1 protein-coding gene is annotated in these 1,328 nt (G+C 68.7%); it reads right to left on the bottom strand.

The window, feature by feature from the left end; translation table 11 throughout:
• A partial coding sequence (locus IEY30_RS21690) for an IS110 family RNA-guided transposase (RefSeq protein WP_030204016.1) occupies positions 1-1,100 on the bottom strand: 1,100 nt, incomplete at its 3' end.
• Between the last annotated feature and the right edge of the window lie 228 nt (positions 1,101-1,328).

Below are 1,328 nucleotides of genomic sequence, written 5' to 3'. Positions count from 1 at the left end.
GAGCCGGCCGCGCTGGATAACTGAGACGCCCCGTAGTGCCCTCCCGGACCCGCGTCTCGTTCGACCACCTTGACCTCGGCGGCTGCGGCGTCGGCGACGAGCTGGCGATAGATGGAGTCGGAGATCCTGCGCTTTAGACACCGAATCGCCTCCAGGGGCCGCTTGCCTTCAGCGCGCTTGCGCCGGTAGTAGGCCCGCCCGTTGGTGTCCAGGCGGATCTGGGAGATCGCGGCGATGTGGATCATGTGGTTCATCCGCCGGTCCCCGGCCCGGGAGAGCCGGTGCCGAGAATGCTCCCCTGAGGACGCGTCCAGGGGCGCCGTGCCGGTCCAGGAGGCGAACCTGTTGCGGTCAGCGAACCGGGACACGTCCCCGACGTCAGCCAACACCCGCGCCGCGACGACCGGGCCCACGCCGTGGAGGTCCATCAGGTGTGACCCACGGGCGAGGACGATCGCCTTGAGTTCGGCGTTGGCCTTCTTCATCTTGGCTTCGACGGCGACCAGCTCCGCGAGCTCCTCGGCCGCGATCCGGCGCCGGGTCTTGCCCGCGATGTCGCGCGGGCGGACCGAGGCGAGCATCCGCTTGGCCTGGCCGGTAGTGATGTCCTTCTTCGCTTGTCCCGGAAGCAGTTCCGCCAACAAGGCCTGGAGCCGGTCGACGGTTTGCACCCGGCGCCGACTGAGCGATTCACGCCGGTCGACCAGCATCCGCAGCGCCTCAAGCTCACCGTCGGGCCGCAGCACCCGCAACCCTTGGGTGCGCACGGCGACGATCGCGATCGAGTGCGCGTCATGGGCATCGGTCTTGCGGTTGTGGCCGGTGTCGAACAGGCGGACCCGAGCGGCGAGCTTCGCCGGGACGTCGACGACGTCCTCCCCGTCCTCGAGGAGCCGCTGCGCGAGCGGACGACCCACTCCGTTCGCTCCTTCGACCGCCCAGGTTCGCGCCGGCCACGCCTTGGCGTACGCCAGCATCGCGGCGTAGCCGGCCTTGTCGGTGGTGAACCGGCCGTGTCCGAGCCGCCGCTCATGCTCGTCGACGACCTCGATCGTCGCCGACAGCTTGTGGGGATCGACCCCGATGATGACTAGTTCCATGCTCGTGCTCCCACCTGTGCTCGTGCCGATGTGGACGGCGAGGTGGGCAGTGCTACTACGAGCAGGGCAGTCCCTTCTTGAGCCACGCCTCGTCACGGTGACCGGCGGGCCGCAGACCGATAGAGAGCCACACCGGTGACGCTGGTGGGCAGCCGCATAGAGAGCCTCCCGCCGATCACCTGAACCGAGTCTGGCCAGACACCGGCCCTACCGACAATCGTCTAGTAG

The organism is Terrabacter tumescens (assembly GCF_014646815.1).
In the GTDB taxonomy this organism is placed as follows: Bacteria; Actinomycetota; Actinomycetes; order Actinomycetales; family Dermatophilaceae; genus Terrabacter; species Terrabacter tumescens.
Note: the sequence above shows the minus strand (reverse complement) of the source record. Positions and strands in the feature narration are given on the sequence as shown.